The sequence below is a fragment of the Prosthecobacter sp. genome (assembly GCF_044227185.1).
In the GTDB taxonomy this organism is placed as follows: domain Bacteria; phylum Verrucomicrobiota; class Verrucomicrobiia; order Verrucomicrobiales; family Verrucomicrobiaceae; genus Prosthecobacter.
In genome coordinates this window covers 319,394-344,203 of record NZ_JBGAFO010000004.1, presented here as the reverse complement: position 1 = coordinate 344,203, position 24,810 = coordinate 319,394, and the positions used below count along the sequence as shown (strand labels likewise).

16 protein-coding genes are annotated in these 24,810 nt (G+C 61.0%); 4 read left to right on the top strand and 12 right to left on the bottom strand.

Translation table 11 applies throughout. From position 1 onward, the window contains the following. Positions 1 to 39 precede the first annotated feature (39 nt). The 3 genes from ACILSQ_RS11995 to ACILSQ_RS11985 all read right to left on the bottom strand — a co-directional run bounded on the left by ACILSQ_RS11995 (position 40) and on the right by ACILSQ_RS11985 (position 2,858). Positions 40 to 1,371, bottom strand: coding sequence for an exo-alpha-sialidase (locus ACILSQ_RS11995; RefSeq protein ID WP_395743869.1), 1,332 nt, complete (start codon positions 1,369 to 1,371; stop codon positions 40 to 42). A 100-nt stretch (positions 1,372 to 1,471) separates the two neighbouring features. Further along, the gene (locus ACILSQ_RS11990) at positions 1,472 to 1,852 is read right to left on the bottom strand and encodes a GxxExxY protein (RefSeq protein WP_395743868.1); all 381 of its coding nucleotides are present in this window, start codon (positions 1,850 to 1,852) and stop codon (positions 1,472 to 1,474) included. A gap of 94 nt (positions 1,853 to 1,946) precedes the next feature. Beyond that, positions 1,947 to 2,858: a dihydrodipicolinate synthase family protein gene (locus ACILSQ_RS11985; protein ID WP_395743867.1), complete on the bottom strand. Its 912-nt coding sequence runs from the start codon at positions 2,856 to 2,858 to the stop codon at positions 1,947 to 1,949. A 136-nt stretch (positions 2,859 to 2,994) separates the two neighbouring features. Between ACILSQ_RS11985 and ACILSQ_RS11980 the strand changes: the two genes are divergently transcribed. Both ACILSQ_RS11980 and recN read left to right on the top strand, forming a co-directional pair. Continuing rightward, positions 2,995 to 3,852 (top strand): AraC family transcriptional regulator, encoded by an 858-nt coding sequence (locus tag ACILSQ_RS11980; RefSeq protein WP_395743866.1) that lies wholly within the window; start codon positions 2,995 to 2,997, stop codon positions 3,850 to 3,852. 663 nt (positions 3,853 to 4,515) lie between these two features. Beyond that, complete coding sequence (gene recN / locus ACILSQ_RS11975; protein WP_395743865.1) at positions 4,516 to 6,177, top strand: DNA repair protein RecN; 1,662 nt, start codon at positions 4,516 to 4,518, stop codon at positions 6,175 to 6,177. Between the two features lie 1,094 nt (positions 6,178 to 7,271). On the opposite strand, the gene ACILSQ_RS11970 is transcribed toward recN, so the two are convergent. From ACILSQ_RS11970 to ACILSQ_RS11945, 6 genes are all read right to left on the bottom strand, one after another. Then, positions 7,272 to 7,598, bottom strand: a complete 327-nt coding sequence (locus tag ACILSQ_RS11970) for a hypothetical protein (RefSeq protein ID WP_395743864.1) — start codon at positions 7,596 to 7,598, stop codon at positions 7,272 to 7,274. 32 nt (positions 7,599 to 7,630) lie between these two features. Beyond that, complete coding sequence (locus tag ACILSQ_RS11965; protein WP_395743863.1) at positions 7,631 to 8,389, bottom strand: fibronectin type III domain-containing protein; 759 nt, start codon at positions 8,387 to 8,389, stop codon at positions 7,631 to 7,633. A gap of 54 nt (positions 8,390 to 8,443) precedes the next feature. After that, positions 8,444 to 9,448, bottom strand: coding sequence for a UDP-glucose 4-epimerase GalE (galE, locus tag ACILSQ_RS11960; RefSeq protein ID WP_395743862.1), 1,005 nt, complete (start codon positions 9,446 to 9,448; stop codon positions 8,444 to 8,446). Between the two features lie 652 nt (positions 9,449 to 10,100). Further along, complete coding sequence (locus tag ACILSQ_RS11955; protein WP_395743861.1) at positions 10,101 to 13,004, bottom strand: PVC-type heme-binding CxxCH protein; 2,904 nt, start codon at positions 13,002 to 13,004, stop codon at positions 10,101 to 10,103. Positions 13,005 to 13,573: 569 nt separating this feature from the next. Further along, on the bottom strand, positions 13,574 to 14,341 hold the full coding sequence (locus ACILSQ_RS11950; protein WP_395743860.1) for a sulfite exporter TauE/SafE family protein: 768 nt from the start codon (positions 14,339 to 14,341) through the stop codon (positions 13,574 to 13,576). A 1,369-nt stretch (positions 14,342 to 15,710) separates the two neighbouring features. Next, the gene (locus ACILSQ_RS11945) at positions 15,711 to 16,862 is read right to left on the bottom strand and encodes a DUF4013 domain-containing protein (protein ID WP_395743859.1); all 1,152 of its coding nucleotides are present in this window, start codon (positions 16,860 to 16,862) and stop codon (positions 15,711 to 15,713) included. 794 nt (positions 16,863 to 17,656) lie between these two features. On the opposite strand from ACILSQ_RS11945, the gene ACILSQ_RS11940 reads away from it, so the two are divergent. Then, complete coding sequence (locus ACILSQ_RS11940; RefSeq protein WP_395743858.1) at positions 17,657 to 19,330, top strand: DUF1549 domain-containing protein; 1,674 nt, start codon at positions 17,657 to 17,659, stop codon at positions 19,328 to 19,330. 1,003 nt (positions 19,331 to 20,333) lie between these two features. Beyond that, entirely contained in the window at positions 20,334 to 21,626 is a 1,293-nt protein-coding gene (locus tag ACILSQ_RS11935) for a DUF1501 domain-containing protein (RefSeq protein ID WP_395743857.1), read from the top strand. Positions 21,627 to 22,115: 489 nt separating this feature from the next. Here the strand turns inward: ACILSQ_RS11935 and ACILSQ_RS11930 are convergent, their stop codons facing one another. From ACILSQ_RS11930 to ACILSQ_RS11920, 3 genes are all read right to left on the bottom strand, one after another. Then, positions 22,116 to 22,397, bottom strand: coding sequence for a hypothetical protein (locus ACILSQ_RS11930; protein WP_395743856.1), 282 nt, complete (start codon positions 22,395 to 22,397; stop codon positions 22,116 to 22,118). 149 nt (positions 22,398 to 22,546) lie between these two features. Next, a complete protein-coding gene (locus ACILSQ_RS11925; RefSeq protein ID WP_395743855.1) occupies positions 22,547 to 22,942 on the bottom strand; it encodes a hypothetical protein in 396 nt (131 codons plus the stop codon). Between the two features lie 564 nt (positions 22,943 to 23,506). Next, positions 23,507 to 24,742 (bottom strand): toll/interleukin-1 receptor domain-containing protein, encoded by a 1,236-nt coding sequence (locus ACILSQ_RS11920; protein WP_395743854.1) that lies wholly within the window; start codon positions 24,740 to 24,742, stop codon positions 23,507 to 23,509. Positions 24,743 to 24,810 lie beyond the last annotated feature (68 nt).

Here is a 24,810-nt window from a genome sequence, read left to right as displayed (position 1 = left end):
TCGGCGCTTATTCAGACCCAGGTTCTACTGTCGATTGAATTACTGCGGCCACTGGCCACCCACAATGGGTTTCAGCACCAGCTTCTCCGGATCCACCACCAAATGCTTCACCTTCTGCCGCTTCCACGTGTAGGTGATGTGCACCAGCCCGTCGCTCGTCTGAATGATCGCCGGATAGCTGAACTCCTTCTTCGGCTCATCCTCCAGCACCAGCGCCGCCTCCCACACCTTGCCATCCTTGCTCAGCGCCAGATTCAGCGGACTCCGCCCCTTCGCCGTGTGGTTGTAGATCAGCAGATGCCTCCCGTCCTTCAGCGTCACCGCATCCGTCCCCGAGTTCGGATTCGGCAGCTCCGTCAGTGAAATCTCGCCCCACGTGCGGCCCGCATCACCAGACTCAATTTGAAAAACTTTCCCCTGCCGCGTGCGCCCCACCGCCTCCAGCTTGTCGCCACCCAGGAAAAGAATGCTCGGCTGGATCGCGCTCACCTTCAGCCCGTCATGCAGCAGCTCCGTGCGTTGCCAGGTTTTCCCCAGATCACTCGTCCGCTCAAAGTAAATCGCCCACGCGCTCGGCTTGCTCTCCGTCTCATTGCTCGTCGGGCACAAAATGTCGCCATTGGCCAGTTGCACCGGCTTGTTCTTGATCGGCCCAAAGATCCCCTCCGGCAGCTTCTGCGCCGCAGACCACGTCTTGCCACCATCCTCCGAAGTTTTCAGCTCACCCCACCACGTGCTCGGCGAAGGCCCCACCTTATAAAACAGCATCAGCGGCGCACCCTTCGGCTGAAACAGCACCGGATTCCACGTCGGATGCCGCTTCCCATCCGCCTGCACCCCGTTGGCCACTTCCACGCTCTCCGTCCACTTCCCATCCACCAGTCGCGAGACCCAGATGCACACATCCGGATTCCTCTCCGCCGTGCCGCCAAACCACGCCGTCACCATCCCCGTCGGCGTCTCCACGATCGTCGTCGCATGGATCGAAGGATACGGCCCCGTGTCATAAATATACTCCGACTTCAAAATTCCCGCCTGCGCCTCCTTCGGCTTCACCCACTCCCACGAGGTCAGCTCCCGGCTGTTGTCGATCTTCTGCCACACCACCACCGCCGCCTTCTGCGCCGTCGCCCCCTCCGTCACATGCAGCACCATCTTGTAGTTCATCCCCGCCACCACCTGCCGCTCCGAACTCTCAATGCTCTGCAGCACCAGCTTCGCATCCTTCGTCTTCACCGCAAACTCCGCCGCCGCCTTCACCTCCTTGTCACCCGAAGACACCTCACTAAACCCACCCGCAATCTGCTGCGCACAAACACCGCACACAGACATCAAAACAGTCACAAAACAAATCAGTGAAACAGATCTCATAAGTAAAAAAGTAAGTTTTAAAAACGCCGCTCAAACATTCCGGTTTCCGAGTATTCCGTGGTTAAAAAATTCAGGTCCTGATCAAATCTCACTCCAGGCTTCAAAGCACAATGCGCTCGATCTCAATCAGCGGGTGATGGCAGAAGTTCACCAACAGCCCAAGCTTAAGTCCAGTCGCTTTAAGATAATTCTGAACCTGCGCCCGATGCGCATCCGTCAGTTCTTTCACCGCCTTCAGTTCGACAATGATCTTGTCGTAGCAAACAAAGTCCGGGATGTAAGTGCTCTTCAGCGGCTTCCCCTTATACTCAAGCTTCATTTCTGGATGAGCTATGGCCGGAAGGTCGGACATCTGAAACTCCATCTCCAAACATTCCTGGTAAACCGGCTCAGCAAACCCTGCCCCTTTGATCCGATACACTTCAAAGAGGCAGCCACGGATGGCAAAACTTTCTTCAGAATAAAGCAGTTTGGAATTCATAAGAAATAAAAAGAGAACCACGGAATACACTGAATACACGGAAACCAAACAGTTTCTTATTTCCGTGTATTCCGAGTATTCCGTGGTTAAAAATTCAGGTCCCGATCAACCCCAGATTAACCAGCCTCTCCCGAATCACCGCCCGCTCCGCCTCCCGAAACCGGTGAAACGGCTCCGCCATGTGATCCTCACAAATCCCCAGCAGCGACAGCCCGCACTTGATCCCCTTGATGATCGCAGACTTGTGCCGGCCCACCGTATAAACACTCCCCGCCAGCCGCATCACCTGCGCATGCAGCTCACGCGTCCGTTGCAGATCCTGCGCCGCTGCCGCCTGGTACATCTCCACATACAGCTTCGGGTGCAGATTCGCCCCGCCATTGATCCCCCCATGCCCACCTAGCAGCACCGCCTCCGCCGTCAGTTCCTCCGGTCCCACCAGCACACTCCAGTCCGCACGCTGCTTCGCCACTTCCATCAGCCGATGGAAATAGATCATGTCACACGAGCTGTCCTTCACCCCGCACACCCCCGGCATCTCCAGCGCACGCTTCACCAGGTCGATCTCAAAGCTCACCTTCGTCAGCCCCGGCATGTTATAGAGAAACATCGGCAGCGGCATCTCCGCCACCAGATCCTGGATGTACTCCAGCAGCTCCGGCGGCGCCGCAGGGAAGTAATACGGCGGCGCCGTCACCACATGCGTCGCCCCCGCCTCCGCGCTATGCCGCGCCAGATTCACACTCTCCGTAAAAGAGGTGTCCGTGATCCCCACCAGCACCGGCACACGTCCTTTGGTCTGCTTGCACGTCCGCTCGATCAGCTCCCGCCGCAGCCGATAGCTCAGGCTCGGCCCCTCACCCGTCGTGCCCAGCACAAACAATCCCGACACCCCTCCGCCGATCAGATGCTCGATCAGCCGCTCCAGCCCCTCGCAGTCGAGCAGGTCACGATCACGCAGCGGCGTAACAAGAGGCGGAATAATTCCAGAGAGTGGTTGGGACATAAGCCCACACCTGACTTCCTCACCCTCCAAAGATCAAATCACCAGTGCGTCAAATGTTTGCCGCCCAAATGACGATTCTTGACCCTCCTTCGCAAGATTCCCCGCCTTCAAATCCGTTGATCCTCTCATCCCAGCCATGCCCGCCACCGACCAGGCCGACTACTTCTCCACCCAAGTCGTCCGCACCCGCCGCTTCTTCCTCCCCGAATGGGAAGGCCGCCAGCGCGATGCTACCGCCCTCTGCCTCGTCGGCGGTGGCTGCGAGTGGTGCGCCCCCGACTTCATCGTCGATCGCAAAGCCTTCCCCTACCTCGCCTTCGAGTTTGTTTCCAAGGGAAACGGCAGCGTCACCCTCGCCGATCAAACCCACCCCATCGAGTCTGGCCACGCCTTCATCTTCGACTCCACCACCCCCCAGGTCATCCGCAGCTCCGCCGACGAGCCCATGGTGAAATACTTCTTCAATTTCACCGGCGCCCGCGCCGTGCAGTTGATGCGCGATCTTGACCTCTCCCCCGGCACCGTCCTCCGTGTCACCGATGCCTCCCGCGTCATCTCCTTGCTGGAAGAAGTCATCGACCACGCCCTCCGCGGCGGCCAGTTCGGCCTTCGCGCCGCCTGTTCCGCGCTCGAGCACGCCCTCGTCCTCTGCGCAGACTCCCGCCAGTCCGCCACCACCCCCATCGATCCCGCCTACGCCACCTACCTCCGCTGCCGCGGCCACCTCCTGCGGAACTACCCCGTCCTCAGCAGCATCGAGCAGGCCGCCAGAGCCTGCCACGTCTCCGCCGCCTACTTCACCCGCCTCTTCCAGCGCTACGACACCGAGACCCCTCTCGCCTGCCTCACCCGCTTAAAACTCTCCCAGGCCGCCATCAAGCTCCGCCACCCCGAGGCCTTGGTAAAAGCCGTCGCCGCCGAACTCGGCTACAAATCCGCCGCCCACTTCTCCCGCGCCTTCAAAGCCTGGAGCGGCCGCTCCCCACGCTCCTGACGCAAGGCCCACTCAAGGAGCGCCGCATTCACCATCGCCCCCTGGGAGCACAGCTTGCCCTTCGAAACTTCTCCAGTCCTCCGTCGTGTCCTCCGTAGCTCGTAGAGCGAAGAAGGAAGCTTTAGCGAAGGACGGATAGCGAAGAATGAGGCACTCCGATGCCGCTCTGCGAACGTCCCATCGCTCTCCCATTCACTTGTAGATGTCATCTGCGTTCTTCCAAATCTTCACAGCTCCTCTGTGTACGTAGTTCGGGCTTCAGCCCGCTCTGGAAGCCCCGCATCGCCCAAAATTCAAAACCATCCAGCGCAAGTATTGTAGTACCGGCTTTCACGTCCTCCGTAGCTTCTCCTGTCCTCCGTAGATTTAGCGAAGGACGGATAGCGAAGGAGGAAGCCGGAATCTGGAAGCGTCCTTCTTGCAGGCGGCTCCCAATAAACTCCTCCAGTTACCCTCCGCCCCACAATCCACCCACCTCGAGTTCCGTTCCTCTGCGTTCTCCGAATCTTTGCGGTGCAAATCTCCGGCCATTCCCTTGCCCCTTCATTCGTTTGCCAAAAAAGAGCGTCCCCTTTCCAGAATTCCCCCACTGCAACTTCACCTTCCCGCAGTTGAAATGCTCCACACACGATGCATGTTCATTTGCCCACCATCTCCCACCCCATGCTTTCCTTCCTCAAAATCCGCAATCTCGCCCTCGTTGAAGACGTGACCTGGGACTTGGCCGCCGGTCTCATCGGCGTCACGGGCGAGACCGGCGCGGGCAAATCCATCATCGTCGGCGCCCTCAAACTCATCCTCGGCGAGCGCGCCGACCGCGCTCTCATCCGCAATGGCCAGGACGCCTGCACCGTCGAAGCCGGCTTCCACCTCAAAAACACCCGCGCCATCGACTCCGTCCTTGAAGACGCCGGCCTCGACCCCTGCCAGGACGGCGAGCTCCTCATCAAGCGCACCATCAGCGCCTCCGGCGCCAACAAGCAGTTCGTCAACTGCTCCCCCGTCACCATCCAGGTCCTCAAAAGCCTCGGCGAATTCCTCGTCGATCTCCACGGCCCCCACGACCACCAGTCCCTCAATTCCAAGGAGCGCCAGCTCGAGATGCTCGACAAATACACCGGCATCGAAGACACCCTCGCCAAATACCAGGACGCCTGGAAGCTCTGGCGCGCCGCCGCCACCGAGCTCGACGAACTCGAAAACTCAGAGCGCGCCAGCTCCCAGCAGATCGACATGCTGAAGTTCCAGGCCAACGAAATCGCCGCCGCCCAGCTCAAGCCTGGCGAAGAGGAAGAAATCGAATCCCGCCACCGCATCGCCGCCAATGGCGCACGCCTCGCCGAGCTCTGCGGCAGCATTACCAGCCGCCTCAGTGAAGGGGAGGGGAGCATCATCGATGGCCTCCGCGAGCTCAGCCGCAGCATCCACGAGCTCGAAAAAATCGATCCCTCCACCGCGTCCCTGTTCGAAGGCTTCAAGTCCGCCCAGATCGAACTCACCGAACTCGAAAGCAGCGTGCAGGACTACGCCGACGATCTCGAAATCGACGGCGCGGAACTCGACAAGCTCGAAAGCCGCATCCACACTATTCAGACCCTCAAGCGCAAATACGGCCGCACCATCGCCGAAATTTTGGAGTTCCTCGCCGAGACCGAGCGCAAGCTCGCCAAAATGGAAAATCGCGGCGAAGAAATCGCCCGCCTCCAAAAGCTCGTCAAAGACCGCGAGGCAGACGTCCTCAAACTCGGCAAACAAATCTCCAAAAAACGCGCCGACGCCGCCCCCAAGCTCGCCAAGGAAGTCGCCGCCCACCTCACCGATCTCGGCTTCAAACGCAGCGTCTTCGAGGCCCAGCTCGCCACTCTCCCATCACCCGGACACCACGGCCTCGAAGAAGTCGATTTCCATTTCGCCCCCAATCCCGGCGAACCCTCCAAGCCCCTCCGCCTCACCGCCTCCAGCGGCGAAATGTCCCGCGTCCTCCTCGCTGTTAAGAGCGCCCTCGCCAAACAGGACGCCGTCCCCCTCCTCGTCTTCGACGAAATCGACGCCAACGTCGGCGGCAACATCGCCGAAGCCGTCGGTCGTAAAATGGCCGCCCTCGGCGCCACCCACCAGGTCATCGCCATCACCCACTTCCCGCAGGTCGCTTCTCTCGCCAAGAGCCACTTCGTCGTCACCAAGGAAATCACCGGCAACACCACCCGCTCCCAGATCCAGCAGGTCAGCAATGACCAGCGCGTGGACGAACTCGCCCGCATGCTCGGCGGCAGCGCCGAAAGCGCCCGCGTCCACGCCCTCAGCCTCCTCAAAAGCGCCGCCTGAAGCACTCCGTCGCGAATCCCCCCGGCTCCGTATGGGAGTCCCGGGTTCGCTCCGCGGCTGCGCAGCAGCCGGTTCCGGTAATACCACGAACACTCGAAAACAGGTCTGTATTCCAGAGACAGCAGAGCCCCTTTTCAAGCAGGCGGACAGCGGCGCTTCGGCCGTAGTTGGTCGTGTTTGGCGTCGGGCACTTTCTCAATCCCCTCCCAGAAACCGCCCGACTTCGAGGGCCTCCGCTCGCCCCGGCTCGAACAGCTCGCTACAGCATTTTAAATCATTTCGTGTCCAAACAAAACCCCTCCTAAAGCGCTTCCACAAAGCGGATCTCCTCTCCCCCTCGAGGGCATGGCATCGTCCAAGACATCCATGGGGGAGAGGTTGGGGTGAGGGGGGGAGCCTCATGCATGCGAAGAGGAGGTGCTTCCCCGCCCCGGTCCTTTGACTCACTGCGTTCGCCTTCGGGCTGCCCGTGGCAGTCTATCTCCGCTTCGCTCCGGTTCCCCGGAGAGAGAAATTGGGTGGGCTTGTGCCTTTCAGGGGCAGAGAGAGGGTGCGTCGCGCTGGCCTCCCTGGATTGATCGGACACAAAATAACTTAAAAGGCTCCAACAGCCAGACACGCCGGTCCGCCACGCCACGGCCCATCCTGCGACACGCTGCTTCAGGCCCGTTTTCAATCGGTCATGGTAACGCTGGCACCCCTTGAAAAACGGGTCTGCATCTCTCACGCGGCCTGAAGGGCCGCCGGATTCAGGCCAGGGAGCAGTCACGTAGCGACAAGCCCTGGGTTTCGTTCCGGTAATACCAGGCGCCTTTGAAAAACGGGTCTGCATCTCTCACGCGGCCTGAAGGGCCGCCGGATTCAGCCCAGGGAGCAGTCGCGTAGCGACAAGCCCTGGGTTTCGCCCGCTCTCCACCGTGGGTCCAGGGAGCGCCCTGAAGGGGCGCGGGAACACCCTCTTTTCCCGCCGGCTTTTTGCCTGTGGTATAAACCAGTGCCGTATGGTAGTGCCGGCTCGCTTCGCATCCGCGCAGCAGCCGGTTCCGGTCAAACCTGCCTTTCAAACTGGAAACTGGAAACACTCCGCTCAGGCACTACGCCATCTGTGGCGTGCCCAGGCTCATCCGCGGCGGGCGTCCCTTCACCCGGCTCAGCGTCGCGCGCAGCGCCAGAGATCCCAGTTGCGTCTGCGGGTTCCACCCCTTCGGCGCTTTTTTCCCCGTGCTCGTCCAGTGCATGCCATCCGCTATCCACTGCTGGCGGTAGTCGTCGTAGGTGATCCCTTTGTCTTCGTCGGTCACGCCAAACTGGAATCCGCAGCACGGGCAGATCTCCATCGACGCGCCGCCCGTGCGGTTGCGCGGCGGCTCCGCCAGCTTGTCATAGCCGCAGACGGGGCAGAAATTGGGGTTTATTTTCATGGTTGGTGGTTTGGAAGATTTGCGTGGCATTTTCAGCGGTGGGAAAAATGAAGGTCGCCGGGCTTCACCGCCCCGCCTGGCTGGCGCTGCCAGTAGGTTGGGCTGTCCGGCTTGAAAAAGGTCTTGGTCATCCCCTTGTCATTGTACGCGGCAAACGCCCGCGTGGCCGGATCAAAAACTCGCAGAGTTCCATCGGTCGCATCCAGCTTCATCGGCAGATTTTCCGTACGCGCCCTTTGCAGAAACAGCCACGCCTTCGCGGCATAGTCGTCCGCTGACTTGCTGCCAAAGTCTCCCCCATGCCGGTCGAAATGATCCTGCAGCGAGTCCATGTGGCCCCACGTCTTCCGGGTCGGAGGCACAGTCACCCCTGCCGGCCCTGCCGCGGGCGTCTCCTTCTTCTGATCCGGCGTGATCACGTTCAGCACACGCCGCAGCAGCGAAGGCTGCGGCGCTGCCGCGCCCGCTGCTCCTCCCGCCGTCGTGAAGCTGCCGCTGCCCAGCCGCACGCGCGCGCTGCCCACGCTGAAGTAATACCTCGTCCCCGGGCTCAGCCCCTCCAGCCGGATGCTGTGGTTGCTCGTCACCGCCCCCTCCGCCTTGCGGTCCAGCATCTCCGGTTTCTGCCCAAACTGCACCCGCGTCCCGCACTCCACATCCGTGCGCCATTGAATCGTGGCCGCGTCCGCCGTTGTGCTCGTCTGTGGTTGTCCCACCAGCTCGACCGCATGCGCCATCGCGCCGTTGAGGCATGCGATGACGCAGACGAACCAATGAACAAAAGTTCTCATGAAAAGTGTGCAACCAGCTTGGGCTACACTATGACAGTCTTAGGCTAAAACTGTTCAAACCGCATAGCGCCCGCGTCGTTCTCCATTCATCCATCTCCATGCGGAGTCAATATGCTCTCGCGGATCCTTGTGGACCGCTTCCCACTGAAGGATTTCTTTAGCAAGTTTAGGGTCTGCGATTAGCTCCGAAGGATCTCCCGCACGGCGCTCTCCATAGCTCACCGGAATCTTCTTCCCCGTCACCGCCTCGGCAGTGCTGATGATCTCTTTCACACTGAATCCTCGGCCCGTACCTAGGTTCACCGCCACCGTCTCACCACCCTTGCGCAGGTAGTTCAGCGCCAGCGCATGCGCGCTCGCCAGGTCGCACACATGGATGTAATCCCGGATGCACGTCCCGTCCGGCGTCGCATAGTCCGTTCCGAACACGGTGATGTTCTCTATCTCACCTGTGGCGGCCATCAGGATACGCGGGATCAAATGCGTCTCCGGATTGTGATCCTCGCCGATTTCTCCGCTCGGGTGGCACCCGCTCGCATTGAAATATCTCAGAAACACAGACTTCAATCCCCACGCATTTCCACAGTCGCGCAGCACGCGCTCCAGCATCCACTTGCTCGCCCCATACGGATTCACCGGCGCCTGCGGATGAGACTCATCGATCGGGATCCGCACCGGATCTCCATACGTCGCGCACGTGGATGAAAAAATGAACCGCTTGCAGCCATGCCGCTGCATCGTCTCCAGCAGCGTCAGCGGCGCCGCCAGGTTGTTCCGGTAGTACTTCAGCGGGTCCGTCACCGACTCGCCCACATACGCAAACGCCGCAAAGTGCAGCACCGCCTCCGGCTTGTGCTCCGCAAAAAGTTTTTCCACCAGCGCCGCATCCGCCATCTCCCCCTCCACAAACGTCACCCGGTCCATCGGCAGCGCCTCCCGGTGCCCAAACACCAGATTGTCCAGCACCACCACTTTTTCATTCTGCTCCAGCAAATGCCGCACCGTATGCGATCCAATATATCCCGCGCCGCCAGTGATGAGAAGAGTTCCTTGTGCCATTCCGGTAATACAGCACCAGACATGCCGCTGCCAAACGAAGTTTCCTTCAATTCCCCCCTGCGCCTTGCCTTATGCTTGCATCTTGGGAGCGCGAAATTCATTCCGCCCTGGGCTTCGAAGCCTTGGCGAAGAAGGCACCACTCCGCAAACACCCGCCGCACCGCGAGGCCTCCCAGCGAAGTGGTCCGCACACTCCGTGTGCGGTTCTGGGCCTCCGCGCCCGCTGAAACCTGCGCAAAAAACGTGCCGCCACTTTCTGCGCCAGCCTTCAACCTCACCTCCCGCCACCCAGGCTCGAACCTCTAAAATCAAAAGTCGATGGCTCGACAACGCGTTCTCCGAAGCTCGCAGAGCGAAGGATGAATCGTCCATCTTCCCGCTCTCGAATGTCCCGCCTATGCGTCATCGGCCATGGTCGGACAAAAGCCGCCGCTCCTCTCAAGTCCGACTCAGAGCATGGCACCCGCCATGCGCACCGCAATCCGCAGCGCACGTATTGTAGCCCCTGCTTCAGCAGGCTCCCGGCGCACCACCCAGCGCCCGCAGCCACCCAGGCTCGGCCCCTCTAAAATCAAAAATCGATGGCTCGTCAATCTTCAATCCCTCCGACTCGGGCTCCCCAGCGTCCCGCCTCTCAAAAAGTCGCCCCCATCTACGGCCCCTTCGGTGTCGGCAGCGCCACCTGCACCGGATGCATCAGATACGCGATCAAATCCCGCACCTGCTCCGGCCCAAACGCCAGCAGCAGCCCCTCCGGCATCATCGACATCGGCGAGGTCTCCTGCTTCACGATGTCCGCCTTGTCCAGCGTCATCGTCTCCGTCAGCGTCCGCAGCGTCAGCGTCCGCGCGTTCGACTCCGTCACCACCCCGCTCAGCACTCGTCCATCCTTGTGCGTCAGCAGGCTCATGCGGAAATCCGCGCTCACCACCCCGCTCGGGTCCGCGATGTTCTCCAGCAGATAGTCCAGGTTCGCTCGTCCCGAACCCGTCAGGTCCGGCCCGATCTTCCCGCCCTGCCCGTACATCATGTGGCACGCTCCGCACACCGCCGTGAAAAGCATCCGCCCCTGGCTCAGGTTCGCCTTCGCCAGCACCTCCGGCGTCAGTTGCTTCTTCACCTTCTCCATCAGCTCCTTCTTGTCCGCCGCAGACTCCCGCAGTTCCCCCCACGCCTCCACCAGCTCCTTGTTCAGCGCCTCATCTTTAAAAGCCGCGATCTGCCGCGCATGAAACGCGCTCAGGTCCGCCCGCGGGATCTTCCCCGCCTTCATCTCCTTCAGCAGCTCCTTCGCAAACACCGGCCGCGACACCAGCGTGTCGATCACCACCGGCCGCTCCCCCGCGGCAAACTTCCGGTAGCTCTCCGCCAGCTTCCGCCCGATCTCCGGCTCGCTAAACAGCGCCAGCCCCCTCACCGCCGTCACGTTCACTCCCCGCACCTCCAGCAGCTTCAGGCAGATCTCCCGCAGATCATCCGGCCGCGCATCGATCAGCGTCTTCAGCGCCGCCTCCCGCGCCCCCGCATCCGCCTTCTCATCCAGCGCCATCTTCTTCACATCATCCAGCGCCCTTCCATCCCCAAACAAAACACTCAGCTCCTGAATCATCTGTTTGGCACTCAGCTCCTCTCCGGCATGATTGGGTATTGTAGTACCGGCTTTCTTGTCCTCCGTAGCTTTAGCGGAGGAGGAAGCCGGCTCCGGGTACGTAGTTCGGGCTTCAGCCCGTTCCGGCGCGCCTGCAGCCACCTTCACAAAAGCGTCCCAGCTCTCCGGCTTCTGTGCCTTCCGGATCCCCTTAAACGCCTCCGCCATCCCTTCCAGGATCACCCCGCTCTGCTCCGCCTTAGCCTGCGCCAGCAGCGCATTCAGCGCCTCCGGCTGCGTCGCCACGCTCCGCACCATCCACTTCAGCGTCTTCGGCCACGTGCAGTCCTTCGCCAGCGCCACCAGCGCCATCGGGTCCGCCTTCGCCAGCGGCGAAATACCATACCATACCAGATACGACAGGAAGGGGTCGTTCGCATCCTCCGCATGCGCCAGCAGCGCCGCCCCCAGCTCCGCCCGCTTGCCCACCGGCATCCGCTGCAGCGTGCTCGCCAGCGTCAGCCGCACAAAGCTCGACTTCTCCTCCCGCGCCATCGCCACCGCATCAAACCCAGGCTCCGGATACACCGCCCCCGCCATCGGCCCCGTCAGCGCGTCCAGCGGTGAAAACTGCGTCAGCTCCCGGATCGCCAGCGCCCGCCCATGCTCATCTTCAGAGTTCAGATCCGCCTTCGGCCACGGCTTCTTCCACGCAAACGGCACCTCCGCCTTCTTCGCCTCCCCATGGCTCACACGGAAAATTCTCCCGCTCGTCCGGTGCACCCCCGTGGACTCATGGCACTCCCCCGTGTCACTCCAGTCCAGAATGAACCCGCTCCCCTCCGGCCCCGTGCTGATCTCAATGCCCCGGAACCACGGATCATCGCTCAGAAACACATCCGGCTCATGCCGCCCCACATACCCGCTCCCGTTGCGCTCCAGCCGCTCCACATTCGCCCGCCGTCCATGCATATTCAGCGTGAAAAGCTTGCCCCGGTATTTCTCCGGCCACTGCTCCGCCTGGTAAATCATCATCCCGATGTGCGCATGCCCGCCCCCCAGGCTGTTCGCCTTCCCATCACGCGACGCCGTCCAGCTCCCGCTCCGGTCGTAGTGATAATGATCCGCAATGGTATCCAGCTTCTCATACACCAGCGGGTTCGCATTGCTCGAGTCCATCAGGTGCGCCCCGTGCATCACATGCCACAGGTGCCCCGTCACCGTGTTGATGAAAAACATCTCCCCGTTCGCATCCCAGTCATGCCCCCACGGATTCGTCGTCCCATGCGTCAGCACCTCCACGATCTTTCTCTCCGGGTGGTAGCGCCAGATCCCCCCCTTCATCGGCACCCGCTTCTCCTCCGGCGTCCCCGGCACCCCCAGCTTTCCCGGGCACGAGTGCCCGCAGCGCCCATACAGCCAGCCATCCGGCGCAAACCGCAGCCCGTTGGCAAAGTTATGGTAGTTGTCCCTCGCCACCGTAAAGCCGTCCAGCACCACCTCCGGCTCCCCATCTGGAATGTCATCCCCGTTGCGGTCCGGAATGAAAAGCACCTGCGGCGGGCACATCAGCCACACCCCGCCGCGCCCCACCTCCACGCTCGTCAGCATCTGCACGTCCTCAGTAAAAACCTTCCGCGTCTCCGCCACCCCGTCCCAGTCCTTGTCTTCCAGAATAATCACCCGGTCCTTCAGGTTCAGGTCAAACCGCTTCACCCGTTCCGCATACGTATAATTCTCCGCCACCCACATCCTCCCCTTCGCATCCCACGCCATCCCCACCGGATTCTGCACATCCGGCTCCGCCGCAAACAGCGTCGCCTTGAATCCCTCCGGCAAATGCAGCGCCTTCAGCGCCTCCCCCGCCGGCATCGGCGTCGGATTCCCCGGCTCACTGTTATACAGCGCAGGAAAATCAGCAGCAGAGGCGAGCGATGTGAAAAAGAGGGCAAACAGAACAGGCTTCATGGAGCCCAAAGCCTATTGCGGACTCATCCCCTGACAAGACCCTCCACAAATTATTAATCCGCCAAATGTGCATCACCACCAGCCCAGCGTGGCGTGGTCCGCACATTCCATGTGCGGTCTGAAACGTCCTTCACCTCGGAGAATGGTTTTGGTGCCGCTGCGCCCCCGCCACACGCTCTTCTGAGCACCAAAGGTGCGGCCTATCGCAGCCTAGGGCGAGCGAGCCTCAGCGAGCGCCGCCCTAGGTCTCCACCATCACCTCCGGTGAAGCAAACCCATCACACCGCCACACCCCGCATCCACCAGCAGCCTGTCCTTCGTAGCACGCAGTGCGAAGAACGGGCGTCCGCACTCCGCTCCGCCTCACGCCTGCGCCTCAGCCACCTCCATCACCCATCCCATGGCGCTACCTCGTTTCCTCCGGCCAATTTAAAATTCTCAGTTTTCAGTTCCCAGTTTTCAGTCCCCTCACCGCCCCCCATTCGCCCCATCACCCTCTCCACGCCCACAGCCTCCGGCCAACAACCGTAAACCACCGTCAACAATCGTAAACCACCGTAACCTTCCCCTCACCCCCTTATCAGCCACACCGCCGCAAACGCCGTCAGCCAAAACAGCACGTTCTCAAACACCTTCTGCGGCAGCCGCTTCAAAATCCACCACCCCAGCAGCACCCCCAGCACCACCGCGGGCATCAGCGTCACATTCGTCATCAGCGACCTCGGATTGATGATCCCCAGGTCCGCACTGAACGGCACCTTAAACAGGTTGATAAACAAAAAGAACCGGCTGAACACCCCCAGGTGCTCCTTCTTCTCCAGGTGCTGCGCCAAAAGGTACACCGTCATCACCGGCCCCGCCGCATTCGCCAGCATCGTCACCACCCCCGCCAGAAATCCCATCGCCCACGTGAAGAGCTTGTGCTCCGTCAGCGCCAGAAAATCCTGCCGCCGCCTGTTCAGCACCCAGTTGAAAACCAGCAGCACGATGATGATCCACCCGATCACCACCCGCGCCATCGCGTTGTCAAACCGCCCCAGCAAAAACCACCCCGCCACCACCCCCGCAATCGCCGGCGGCACCATCGGCACGATCCTCCCCCAGCTCCCCCCCCTGCGGTTGATGATGTACCCCATGAAATCCGCCGCGATCAGCATTGGCAAAATCACCCCCACCGACTCTTTGGGGCCGAAGATATAGGCCATTAAAACCACATTCAGCGTCGAAGTGCCCGCGAGCCCCGCCTTCGACATCCCAATGCACATTGCCCCCACGGCCACGAGTACGAGCTTCCAGACATCAGCGGACAGCAGCGTGTGTTCAGTAAGCCAAGACATGGGGGCTGGATGAATGGCGCATGCCGCATGTCCGACAAGCACGGATTTGCCGCCCAGCCATTTTATGACCTCAGATCACAAATGATCACATCGCTTTTATAAAGCGCGTAGCGCTGACATAACCGTAGCCGTGGGTGCCAACCCACGGAACACCCCCAGCCCCGCCTTCGACATCCCGATGCACATCGCTCCGATCCCCGCCAGCACCAGCAGCCAGGTGTCCGCAGGCAGCAGCGTATGTTCAGTCAACCAGTTCATCATGCGTTGTTGGAATCTCGTCGGTCAAATGGCTTCAAATCGTCCTCGTCCTCCTACTCGAACTCGTCCTCGATCCTTCCGCTCCGAATCGAATGGAAGTGTTGGAGCAATGAATCGTCCGAAAGACTCAGCCCCCATCCTCTGCCACCACTCCCCCGTTCCATCAATCCATTCCTCATCCCTTCGCCCATCCAGGCGTCTTCTCCGCACCACCCACCGCAAAGTGGTCCGCACTCTCCGAGTGCGGTCCTCACCGCACAAAGAGCCTTCCAGCCCGCTCTTCCGGCGCCCCATTTTGCCTCGGCAGGCATCCGGCATCGCCTCTCCCAGGCAGGCGCGTAGCGCTGCCACAACCGTTGCCGTGGGTGCCAGCCCACGGAACACCGCCAGCCCCGCCTTCGACATCCCGATGCACATCGCTCCAATCCCCGCCAGCACCAGCAGCCACCCGTCCCCGGGCAGCAGCGTATGTTCAGTCAACCATTCCATCATGCAAAAAGCATTGGGCCGGAATTTCGAGAGTCAAATCCTCCTCACCTTTTTTTGATGGCCCGCATGACACATCATACCACAAACCATTGGCATCAGCCCTGTATTTTAGCCGCATCATGCACTCTGCTCGGGGCCCTCTTCAGGCTTTCCTCCCCTCGTGGCATGTCAGCACTGCATGTTCAATCATCATGTGAACGTTGGTCCATTGTCGTCGGTGTGTTCCAGGCCATGCCAAAAACTGTCACCCATCTGCTTGGGAGAAACTGTTGCCTCTCTGATGAGAACATACCGCGCTTCAATGATCCCGTAGGGATCAAAGCAGGTAGCCAGGGATCAGCTCGCGTAGCGAGCGCCATCCCTGGAAAGAGAACGCCCCCCTTAAAGCAAACCCAGCGCGCTCTGTTCATCCCGCGTCCTCCAGCAGCGTCTCCCCGCACCTCCGCCACAGCCCTCCCCCGCGCCGCGTCCCATCAAAGCACCGCCCCACCCACCGCGAAGTAGTCCGCACTCTCCGAGTGCGGTTCCCACCGCCCCCATCCGCTCCACCCCCCCAAAAAAAAGCACCCACCGCCAACAGCCGCAAACCACCGCCAACAACTGCAAACAACCGCAAGCCTCTTCACAGCGCCATCAACGGCGCCGGCACCAGAAACGCATGCTGCTCCAACAAACTCCACGCCCCGTTCCATGACAGATACGGCGTCAGATACACAAACAGCACATACGCCACCGCCACCGGCACGATCCCCAGCCTCGCCACCCAGCGTGGAAACCAGTGCCTCGGCGCCTCACGCCGCGTCGCCCGGCTCATCGCCCAGCCCGTCAGCACCCGCGCCGGAAAAATAAAGATCACAAACAGCAGGCTCGGCAGCCACGCCAGCTCCCGCGGCGTCAGTTCGATTTTCAGCAGATACAGCGGCACCGCAAACAGCAGCGTAATAAGAAGCGAAAACCAAAACGCCACCGGCGCCCGCAGAAACAGCCGCCGCACCTCCCGCAGTTCAAACAGCGCCCCAAAGCGGTCCGTCTGCGCAAAGCGCGCCTGCAAAAACGGCAGGTGAATCGCCACCAGCAGCAGCAGCAGCCCGCCCAGCAGCGAAAGCAGCACCGATCCCCCCACCGGCAGCCGCGTCGCCGCCAGCAAGATCCCCACCGGCACCATCAGCCACGCCAGCGCCCCCACAAAGCCCCGCAGCCCCAGCCAGAAATAAAACGGCAGCCTCAGGCTCACCACATACTCCGTCACCCGGCTCTGCAGATTCCCAAACTTCTGCGGCGCGCGCAGCCAGCGCACAAAGCGCAGCGGCTGCGGCCACAGAAAATGCCGCAGCCTCCCCCCGCGCACACAGGCCCACACAATGTGCGCCAGCGTCACCGCGATCACCACCATCAGCCCCACGTGCCACGCCCTCGCGATCCCGCTTCCCGGCGCAATCAGCTCCGCATCCTTCCACATCTTCGAGACCAGCCGCGCCGGCCACACCACCAGCCACACCCCCGCTGCGATGCTCCCCAGCACCGCCGCCTTCCGCACGCCAATAAAGCCATCCCGAAACCTCCCCGTCCGCGCGATCGTCCCGCTCACATTCAGCAGATACCCCAGGCTCAAAAAATTCAGCACCGGCACCACCGAGCACGCCGCCAGCAAAACAAACAGCGCCACCAGCCCAAACACCCAGTCCAGCCCCGACCCCACCTTGCCAAAAAAGCCCTTCCTCTTCACCTCAGGTCCTTTGGTTCCCACGCTTTCACGTGCCACAGCGCTTGGCATCACCTCAGGCAAGTATTGTAGTTCCGCCTTTAGGCGGTCCGGCGGTCTATCACTCAATTCCTCCCCACCCCCTGCAAAACTCGGCAGCGGCGGCGTCAGCGCGGGCAATGGCGGCGGTTCAGTCATTCAGAAGACCCTATAAAAGCCAGCCACCAAACAATAGTTGCACATTTCCACACAAACATCGGCAAATCATCCCCCCATTCGCGACACACCACTCGAGGCACCAGCTTCCACCCCCACCGCCCCTGGCAAATGCCCCCCATCCCCATCCAAAAAAACAAGCCCGTTTCCCTCCTGCCGTGAACGCCATCCACCCAGCGGCTCCATTTCTCAGCACCAAAGGTGCGGCCTATCGCAGCCCAGGGCAAGCGAGCCTCAGCGAGCGCCGCCCTGGGTTGTCACCGCACCTCCGGGAAAGCAAAGCCATCACCCCGCCACACGCAGCGCTCACCAGCAGCGTCCACCATCCGCTCCGCCGCACGCCGGCCATTGTCCCGAGGCCCACAGCCCCCTGTACCTCCATCACAAAACCCTCGTTCAACATCAACAAAGAGCCCCCTCACTCCCAGCCCCTCAGAAATCTAAAATCAAAAATCGATGGCTCATCAATCGTCAATCCTCCGGCCGCCAATAACCCCGCAACATCATCCCCTCCGCATCACCTCCCCCTCTCCCCCTCTCCCCCTCTCCCCAACCACCGCAAACAACTGCAAACCATTGCAAACTTCCCCGGGCAACCGAAACTCCCTCCGCGTGTTAGTTAGAGACCGGCTCCTCCTCCGCCACTCGTCATGAACTCCGCCACCGCCACCGCCCCCACGTCCCCTAGCTGGCTGCTCTGGCTGCGCAATGCCCTCATCCTCGGCGCCCTCGCCGCAGCAGCCTTCTGGGGCATCGCCCAGCTCCTCGCCTCCCCGGTCGAGTCCCCGCGCCCCACCACCGGCCTCCCCGCCGCCCAGCTCGCAGACATCCAGCGCACCGCACTCACAGTTGACGCCGTCTTCGCCAAAGCCTGGGCCCAGCAGGGCCTCACCCCCGTCGCCAAAACAGACGCCCTCACCCTCGTCCGCCGCCTCTCCCTCGCCCTCACCGGCACCATCCCCTCTCTCCAGGAACTCCGCACCCTCGAATCCCTCCCAGCAGGCGCAGACCTCCCCCAGTGGTGGCTCTCCCACCTCCTCTCGGACCGCCGCCCCAGCGACTACCTCGCCGAGCGCCTCGCCCGCGTTTACGTCGGCATCGAAAACGGCCCCTTCCTCATGTACCGCCGCCGCCGCCTTGTGGACTGGCTCAGCGACTCCCTCCAGCAAAATCGTCCCTACGACCAGATCGCCCGCTCCCTCATCGACTCCCAGGGCGTCTGGACCACCAATCCCGAAGTCAACTTCGTCACCGTCACCAACGAAAACAAAAAAGGCCCCGACGAAGTCAAGCTCGCCGCCAAAGTCAGCCGCGCCTTCCTCGGCGTCCGCATCGACTGCGTCCAGTGCCACGACGGCAAGCTCGGCAGCACCTGGAAGCAGACCGACTTCCACCAGCTCGCCGCCTTCTTCGGCCAGGCCGACTTCGCCCTCAACGGCCTGCGCGACGACCCCAAGAAGAACTACAAAGTCCGCTACCTCGGCAAAATGGAGGAGGAAAAAGTCCCCGCCGCCGTGCCATGGAAGCCCGAGCTCCTTCCCGCCAAAGGCACCCCGCGCGCCAAACTCGCCACCTGGGTCACCGCCAGGGAAAACAAAGCCTTCTCCCGCGCCATGGTGAACCGCATGTGGGCCCTCCTCTTCAATCGCCCCCTCGTTTCCCCCGTGGACGAAATCCCCCTCGAAGGCCCGTTCCCCCCGGGGATGGAACTCCTCGCCGACGACTTCATCTCCCACGGCTACGACCTCCAGCGCCTCATCCGCGTCATCGTCAGCACCCAGGAGTTCCAGATGTCCAGCCAGTCCGCCGATCCCGCCCATCCCGTCACCACCGCCGCGGAAAACGCCTGGGCCGCCTTCCCCGTCACCCGCCTCCGTCCTGAGCAGATGGCCGGCAGCGTCATCCAGGCCGCCTCCCTCAGCACCATCGACGCCGAGACCCACGTCCTCTTCCGCCTCAAGCGCGACATCGATGTAAACAACTTCGTCAAACGCTACGGCGACTCCGGTGAAGACACCTTCGAAGACGCCGGCGGCACCATCCCCCAGCGCCTCCTCCTCATGAACGGAAACATGATCAGCGACAACACCGGCAACAACCCCCTCGTCAATGCCAGCACCCGCATCAGCATGCTCGCCCCGGACAACGCCTCCGCCGTCGAAGCCGCCTACCTCTCCATTTTCACTCGCCGCCCCACCCCCGCCGAATCAGATCACTTCACCACCCTCCTCGCCTCCGCCAAAAGCCGCAACTCCCGCAGCAACGCCATGTCCGACCTCTACTGGACCCTCATGAACGCCACCGAGTTCTCCTGGAACCACTGAAGCCATGCACGCATCCCGGACCGGCGCGCGGGCCTCCGAGCCCGCAGCACTCCGCCAGCCACCCAAATCCCCGCTCCCACCCATCATTCCGTCTCTTCGTTCGTAGTTCGGGATTCGCTTCGCGGCAGCCCGCTCCAGAATCCCCGCCCCCCCGAATAGCTTCACACCTCCACCCCTGAGTACGTAGTTCGGGGTTCGCTTCGCGGCCTCGCAGCAGCCCGCTCCGGAATCTGAGTACGTAGTTCGGGCTTCAGCCCGCTCCGGAATCCCCGCCTCACCCCGAATCCCAAACCACCCACCACCAGTATTGCAGTACCGGGTTCGCTTCGCGGCTTCGCAGCAGCCGGAATCTGGAAACATTTCTTCACGCAAGAGTCTCCCAAATAAACTCCCCAGGTTGCTCCCCGCTCCAAACAGCAACCTCCCTCTGGAAAATCTTTTTGCCCCCAATTTTTTTGCCCTTTCTCCAACTCTCCAGCCATTCCCTTGCCCCCTCATTCCCTTGCAAAAAAGAGCGTCCCCTTTTTCACCCAGCCCCCGCCATCGCTCCCCGTTCCACCCTCAGTCTCTGTAATTTTTCTACCCCTAATCTTTCTACCTCACCTCCCTCACGCCTCCCCTCTCAGCGTTCTCCAAATCTTCGCCTGCCCTCCGCAGCTTCTCTAGTCCTCCGTAGCTTTAGCGAAGGATGGATAGCGAAGGATGGGCGGTGCAAATCTCCGGCCATTCCCTTTCCAAAAGCAGCACACCCTCTCCTCACCCACATCCCCTCAATGATCCTATTTCCGCGTGTTCCGCGTATTCCGTAGGCGCTCAAATCCGGCCCTCTCCGCATCCCCACACAGGCCTCCGGCTGCTTCCGCTTCGCCCCACAGCCGCGCCCCAAAATCCAAATCCCCCCTCTGAAATTTTTCTGCCCAAAATCTTTCTGCCCCATCCCCTCCGGTTCCCGTTCGTCATTCGGACTTCATTCGTCATTCCTCATTCTGATTTCGTCATTCTTATGAACGCCTGCCACAGCCCCTCCCACATCACCCGCCGCTCCCTCCTCGGCGGTACCACCGCCGCAGGCCTCTCCTGGCTCACCCCCCTCGCCGACATCCTCGCCGCCGAGGCCGAAAAAGCCGCCCCCTCCGGCAAGCCCGCGCGTTCCCTCATCCTCCTCTGGCTCGGCGGCGCCGCCTCCCAGCTCGATACCTTTGACCCCCACCCCGACACCAAAATCGGCGGCGGCGTCAAAACCATCCCCACCGCCATCAAAGGCGTGAACTTCGCCTCCGGCCTCGAGCAAACCGCCAGCGTCATGGGCGATGTCTCCCTCATCCGCTCCATGGTCAGCAAAGAGGGCGACCACGAGCGCGCCTTCTACAACATCAAAACCGGCTACCGCCCCGACCCCACCCTCATCCACCCCAGCATCGGCGCCATCGTCTGCCACGAACTACCAGAAGCTAAAATCGAAATCCCCACCCACGTCTCCATCCTCCCCAATCAGTGGCCAGCCCGCGGCGGCTTCTTCGGCGCCCAGTACGACGCCTTCCAGATGTACGACCCCAAGTTCCCCGTCCCCGACGTCAAAGCCCGCGTCGATGACAAACGCCTCGACCAGCGCATGGCCGGCCTCGCCATCGTCGAGCAAACCTTCGCCCACGGCCGCGAAGCCAACCTCGACCAGACCAAGACTCTCCATCAACTCTCCATGCAGCGCGCACGGAACATGATGTCCTCAGATCAATTGAAAGCCTTCAACGTCAAAGACGCCCCCGCCGCCGAACTCGCAGCCTATGGAGACACCCCCTTCGGCCGCGGCTGCTTCGCCGCCGTACGCCTCATCCAGGCCGGCGTCCGCTGCGTGGAGGTCACCCTCAACGGCTGGGACACCCACGCCAACAACCTCGAAGGCCAGGCCACCCAGGTCAAAATTCTCGACGCCGCCTACGCCTCCCTCATTCGCGACCTCAAAAAGCAGGGCCTCCTCGAATCCACCATCGTCATTTGCGGTGGCGAATTCGGCCGCACCCCCAAGATCAACAACGTCGGCGGCCGCGACCACTGGCCCCACGGCTTCAGCATGCTCGTCGCCGGCGGCGGCTTCGCCGGTGGCCGCGTCATCGGCGCCACCGATCCCCAAGGCGAAAAGAAAGAACCCGAGCGCCCCGTCCTCGTCGAAGACCTCCACGCCACCGTCCAGAACCTCCTCGGCATCGACTACTCCAAAGAAGTCATGACCCCCGTCGGCCGCCCCATGGCCCTCAGCAAAGGCGAACCCGTGAAGGAACTCCAAGCCCACGCCTGACCCCTACAGTACTCATCTCGCTCCGCCGAGATGAGCCCAGCGCCCCCTTTCGTCCCACCCACCACCGCCTGCCCAGCGCGGCGTCGTCCACACGCTCCGAGTGCGGTCCGGCCCCCGCCCATTCTTGCTCCTGGTTTCGATATAGCGTTTTTCAAAACGGATTTCCGGTCAGCGGCGCTTGGAGACGTTCGGCGGAGGCTGGAGGACCAGCCTCCCCAACTTCGCTGCAGGCATGCGAGTGCCCAGCGCAGGTAGGGCTGGCTGTCCTCAGCCAGCCGCCGTCGAAGCCCATGATCCGCGATCAACAAAACAGCCCGCTAAACGGAAATGAGTTTTGCGAACCGCTATAACTCCACAGCTCCCAAAAGCCGTTCTCCCTCGCCCCGTCGAGAAGGTGCTTTGCGGGCAAGGCTCTTCTTCGGGGAGAGGGAAGGGGTGAGGGGGAAGCAGCAATCTCCGCCAGCATGAGCGGAATGCCTCCACCCCTGGTCAGGAATCGCCCTCATCGAAAAGTTCATTCATCCCCTTTTCGGCCCTGCCTGCGCCCGCGCGATAAATCCGCGCCAGCCGCGGCGAGACCGAGCACCGGCTTGGATGAAACCCAACCCAATGCGGAAACAGCCGAAGGCCAAGCTCCCATTCGTCAGCAAAACGCCAGCGCTCACCAAGAATAAGCCCCGTACGATGGTGAAACAGCATCCGCAGCGCCCAGATCAGACGCACCGGCGTGGCATCCGGCGTCTCGTCCGGCCACACCAGCGCGTCAGACATGATCTCGTAGAATGGACGTGCGAAGCACCGGCGTCTCCGGATCCCGTTCAGATGTTCCGCATGCTTGTGAAGCATCTCGATTGGATTGAAGTGTTCTTCATTCATAACCAGCCTGCTTCAGAAGGAGAACGACCAGACCTCACACCATCTCATCGGCCCGTCCCAGTAACCGTAACCCTCCCCCGCAGTCTGCCGCTCGCGTTCTCATACGCCCCGTCACCCACCTCATCCCAGGCTCTCCATGCGACCAGCCTTCGCTCCTTGTCGAACTCAAACATAAACACACCCTGGCCCGGAACATGAAAATGCCGGCGCGGGTCAGAAAGCGAGACAATCACAGGAAGCAGCGCGATGTCCTTGAAGAGGTGCTCATCCAGGGTCCGGTTAAATTCATCCTCCGTCATCCCAGCCCTCAGGCTGGTAAAAAACGCGTTGCTCTCAGAAAAGCTACGTGGAGCTCTCGCCACGCCCAAATGCCGCCTGCTCGAAGACCCGAGCACAGAGACCAGAGCAATGGCAGCAGCAATCAAGATAAGACGGTGCATACGCATGGCGGCCAGATACAACCTCATCCCACGCGAACGCGCAGAACAATACCTTGGTATCCCACAGCAGTGCGCCCCCTGGCGAGCCAAAAACTTGCCCCGTCCGGCGATCCGTTCCTGAAGCACCGGTTTTGAACCCTCCCCGGCGCTCCGCCAATGAAAGTACGATAGACACTCCTGTCTGTCGATCAGCGCTCCCCAATCCCCCCAGACTCCCACACAACCCCTCATCTCACGCCACAGAGCCACCTACCACCCCATCCTGCCGATGCAGTCATGCGTATCGCCACGCACAGGCTCTTCCCGGTCACCGCAGCGCATGATCAGATCACGCTTTGCCCGCCCTCAATCCTCAGTATAACCGGTAAAAGTTTCTTCCGGCGGCCATGGTTCCCACTCACCGCGATTGGAGACTCACCAAATTGGCGCAACTTTCTGTCAAAGCCCAGACAATAGCCCTGCATGTCGTCCCCCAGAAGAACAATGGGGCTGTCCTGGAAACGAGCTCCATAGATCTCCGATGGCTGAGTGGGGCCGCCGTATATCATGCGGCCCGAAGCAGCCTCACCGTCCTCCCGCCGACCTCTCACTCGCACGCAGATCCTTCAGCAACCGCGCAAACGCCGCTTCAAACGCATCATGGTCTTTCCAGTTCGTGAGATCCGGGATGAAGTACTGGCGCACTTCCACGGCGAGGTCCTGGCCGCCGTCAGCATCGAAGCATTCCCACTCTTGCAGCGTGGTATAATCCACCAGACCAATCGGAAACAGCTTTCGCCTGCCAATCTTGCGCTCCGCCTTCCGCGCTTTGCGCAGTTCTGTCATCACCCATTCGCTTTGCAGGCTGTTCGGCGACAGCAGAATCAGCAGCTTGTCATAGATCTTGATCGCCTCGTCAATCTGCTCATGCACCTTCTTGCCGCTCTGCATGTCATGCGGCGCAAACCACACGCGCACATGCTCCTGCTGCAGGCGCGCATGAAGGCGGCGTGCAAATTCGTCGTCCTTGGTGCTGTAGCTGATGAAACAGGAATAAAACTGGATGCCGTCTTCTGCCCCCGCGAGCGCCTTGGCTTGGGTGATGAAGCTGTCAGGCACGCCACAGCCACGCAGAAAGACTTCGGGGATCTGGCCCTTGGATTGGTAGAGGGTGTCGATGCCGATCGTTGAAGGACCTTTATGGTTAACCCTTGCAAGGTTTAAAGCGTTGCTTAGATCAACTTCAGAATAGACTGCACGCGCTGTAATCGTCCCATCAAAATTGGTGGAATGAAGCTCCGCCTTGCTGAAGGTGGAATACGTTATACTTGCTCTGGATAAATCTGCACCAGTAAAATCTGTTCGTATTAACATCGATCCGTAAAAATCCGCTTCTCGGAGGTCTGAATAACTAAAATTCGTTGTGCTGAGTTCGGCATGACAAAATTTTGCGTTGGCAAGTTTTGCTTTCGTAAAAATCGCTCCGTTCAGTTTGGCAAAATGAAATTGGGCATCTTGAGTCAGGCAGCTTGTGAAATCGGCTTCTTCCAAACTACACTTTGCGAAGTAGCCGCCATCCATTGAAACATGCGAAAAATTGGACTTGTTCAGATTTGATCCAGAGAAAAGAGTCTTGAAAATTTTAGCCCTTTCGAAATTGGTTCCCACTAAGTTGAGTCTTGATAAGTTTATTACAGACAGTTGAACATCGCTCAAGTCGGCTCCATTCAGATCTATCTCGTTGTTAGGAACGGTCTTTCTCCAATTGTTCCACACGGCTGCGCCGGCCTTTAGCATCTCGACATGTTCCTGATTCGCCATCTCGCACCCCACCACAAACGGCTGCGATGGCAATGGGTTTTTCGGGGAGGAGTGGGATTCGGAGTCCG

What these genes read in the sequence shown, in the direction of transcription:
- recN (WP_395743865.1), top strand. Translation starts at nt 4,516, where the DNA reads ATGCTTTCCTTCCTCAAAATCCGCAATCTCGCCCTCGTTGAAGACGTG.
- ACILSQ_RS11980 (WP_395743866.1), top strand. Translation starts at nt 2,995, where the DNA reads ATGCCCGCCACCGACCAGGCCGACTACTTCTCCACCCAAGTCGTCCGC.
- ACILSQ_RS11920 (WP_395743854.1), bottom strand. Translation starts at nt 24,742, where the DNA reads ATGGCGAATCAGGAACATGTCGAGATGCTAAAGGCCGGCGCAGCCGTG.
- ACILSQ_RS11925 (WP_395743855.1), bottom strand. Translation starts at nt 22,942, where the DNA reads ATGCACCGTCTTATCTTGATTGCTGCTGCCATTGCTCTGGTCTCTGTG.
- ACILSQ_RS11935 (WP_395743857.1), top strand. Translation starts at nt 20,334, where the DNA reads ATGAACGCCTGCCACAGCCCCTCCCACATCACCCGCCGCTCCCTCCTC.
- ACILSQ_RS11930 (WP_395743856.1), bottom strand. Translation starts at nt 22,397, where the DNA reads ATGTCTGACGCGCTGGTGTGGCCGGACGAGACGCCGGATGCCACGCCG.
- ACILSQ_RS11950 (WP_395743860.1), bottom strand. Translation starts at nt 14,341, where the DNA reads ATGTCTTGGCTTACTGAACACACGCTGCTGTCCGCTGATGTCTGGAAG.
- ACILSQ_RS11965 (WP_395743863.1), bottom strand. Translation starts at nt 8,389, where the DNA reads ATGAGAACTTTTGTTCATTGGTTCGTCTGCGTCATCGCATGCCTCAAC.
- ACILSQ_RS11990 (WP_395743868.1), bottom strand. Translation starts at nt 1,852, where the DNA reads ATGAATTCCAAACTGCTTTATTCTGAAGAAAGTTTTGCCATCCGTGGC.
- ACILSQ_RS11995 (WP_395743869.1), bottom strand. Translation starts at nt 1,371, where the DNA reads ATGAGATCTGTTTCACTGATTTGTTTTGTGACTGTTTTGATGTCTGTG.
- ACILSQ_RS11955 (WP_395743861.1), bottom strand. Translation starts at nt 13,004, where the DNA reads ATGAAGCCTGTTCTGTTTGCCCTCTTTTTCACATCGCTCGCCTCTGCT.
- galE (WP_395743862.1), bottom strand. Translation starts at nt 9,448, where the DNA reads ATGGCACAAGGAACTCTTCTCATCACTGGCGGCGCGGGATATATTGGA.
- ACILSQ_RS11945 (WP_395743859.1), bottom strand. Translation starts at nt 16,862, where the DNA reads ATGCCAAGCGCTGTGGCACGTGAAAGCGTGGGAACCAAAGGACCTGAG.
- ACILSQ_RS11985 (WP_395743867.1), bottom strand. Translation starts at nt 2,858, where the DNA reads ATGTCCCAACCACTCTCTGGAATTATTCCGCCTCTTGTTACGCCGCTG.
- ACILSQ_RS11940 (WP_395743858.1), top strand. Translation starts at nt 17,657, where the DNA reads ATGAACTCCGCCACCGCCACCGCCCCCACGTCCCCTAGCTGGCTGCTC.
- ACILSQ_RS11970 (WP_395743864.1), bottom strand. Translation starts at nt 7,598, where the DNA reads ATGAAAATAAACCCCAATTTCTGCCCCGTCTGCGGCTATGACAAGCTG.